This window comes from Aeromonas diversa CDC 2478-85 (assembly GCF_000819805.1).
Taxonomy (GTDB): domain Bacteria; phylum Pseudomonadota; class Gammaproteobacteria; order Enterobacterales; family Aeromonadaceae; genus Aeromonas; species Aeromonas diversa.
Genome location: NZ_CDCE01000013.1, coordinates 1 through 1,197 on the forward strand (window position 1 = coordinate 1; position 1,197 = coordinate 1,197).

Here is a 1,197-nt window from a genome sequence, read left to right on the forward strand (position 1 = left end):
TGTACAGATCTAGTTATCACCTGACACCGGCCTCAAACCGGTGTCTTGTTTACGCTACTTTAGTGCGCACTTCCTTCGGTATCAATTTCAGACCCTTCTTGAACATGTTGTAGGGGGTTTGACCCTCCATCATCCTGCCCTGATGTGGTCGCTGGTTGTTGTAGTGCTCCAGATAGCTATCCAGGTCTGTCTGCATCTGCTCCACCGACTCATACCAGGTTGTCCTCCCCTTGATACGGAAGTGTTCATCCAACAAGGTTCGATGCAGCCGTTCGATAAAGCCGTTGCTCTGCGGCCTGCGCACCTTGGTGGTCCGGTGCTCAATCCCCTCCAGTTGCAGGAACAACTCGTAGGGATGATGGTCAGGGCGCCCGCAGAACTCGCGCCCATTGTCCGACAAGATGGTATAGACCCGTGCCTCATGGGCTTCGAAGAACGGCAGCACCGTTTCGTTGAGTACGTGGACCGACGTCACCGGCAGCTTACTGGTGTAGAGCCGTCCCCAGGCGTGGCGGCTGTAGCAATCGAGCACGGTTTGCAGATACACCTTGCCCACCCCCTTGAGTGCACCGACGAAGAAGGTGTCGACCGCCACCAGTTCCCCGGTGTAGTTGACCTCTATCTGGCGTTCGCGGAACTCGGGGCTGAAGCGCTCGAGCAGGCGAATTTGCTCGTCATTGAGCTCAATCGTCTGCTCCCTATGGGTTTTCTCGAGGCGCAACAAGCGGTCATGTTTGGAGAGCAAATCGTGACGTTGCCACACGCCACGCACACCGCCCGCACTGACGTTGATGCCTTGCAGAGCGAGTTCTTGCGCGACCCGCAGCGGGCCATGGGTTGGTCTGGTGAGAGAGTAAGCGAGGATGGCCTGTTCAATCTCGGGAGCGACCCGGTTGGGATGCGCCCCTTTACAGCCGGGGAGTTTGTCGAGCAAGCCCTCAGCCCCATAGGTCTGGTAGTTACGGCGGATCTCGTAGAACTGCTGGCGGCTGTAGCCGATGAGCTTGCAGGCTTTGCTGACGTTATTGAGCTCTTTGGCGAGCTCTAGCAGGCTGAGTTTACGACGTGCTACTTTCTCGTTGGTGGTCATACGGTGACTCCGGATAACACGGTAGGGGTACCGTTTTGTTATCCGGTTTGAAGCCGTATGACCACTCCCTTTTGTGGGCAACTGTCAGGTGAATACCATCTCCATAC

Annotated in this window: 1 protein-coding gene; it reads right to left on the reverse strand. The window is 56.4% G+C overall.

Annotated elements, in window-relative coordinates; genetic code table 11:
• Window positions 1–49 precede the first annotated feature (49 nt).
• Window positions 50–1,090, reverse strand: coding sequence for an IS481-like element ISAs19 family transposase (locus BN1121_RS03400; RefSeq protein ID WP_043597227.1), 1,041 nt, complete (start codon window positions 1,088–1,090; stop codon window positions 50–52).
• Between the last annotated feature and the right edge of the window lie 107 nt (window positions 1,091–1,197).

Coding starts and splice junctions, on each gene's coding strand:
- BN1121_RS03400 (WP_043597227.1), bottom strand. CDS start 1,090: ATGACCACCAACGAGAAAGTAGCACGTCGTAAACTCAGCCTGCTAGAG.